At 48.9% G+C, this 403-nt stretch carries 1 protein-coding gene; it reads right to left on the bottom strand.

The features are described from left to right. A partial coding sequence (locus tag AC1DF3_RS37170; RefSeq protein ID WP_478142838.1) for an MFS transporter occupies positions 1-377 on the bottom strand: 377 nt, incomplete at its 3' end. Positions 378-403: the final 26 nt, after the last annotated feature.

Raw genomic sequence — 403 nt, forward strand, 5'->3', positions numbered from 1 at the left:
CTGTAAGCGAATGCGACGACGAAGCCGCTAACGGCAATAGGCAATACTTTACGTTCGAAGAGATTACTCCATTGCAGCTTAGTCTTAACCTGGGTATGTGTAGTTTGAGATAGCCCCGATTGCGCCTTCGATGCCTCCTGGGCTTTTGCAGTCGATTTGCTCTTAGCACTGGCTCCTAGTGCAAAAGCGATTAGCGCAAATACGGCGCATAACATAAACAGTGAATTGTAGCCGCCGTGTTTCGTAATCGTCAGCCCGACGAACGGACCAATTACCATCGCTAGGCTCATGAACAAGCTGAAGTAACTAATACCTTCGCCCTTGCGATTCTCAGGCATAATGCTAATCGCGGTTGTGTTCGTTGAGGTTGTGCCGATTGCGAACGTTCCTCCGTGAAGAAAAC

Source organism: Variovorax sp. 10N432, assembly GCF_056394465.1.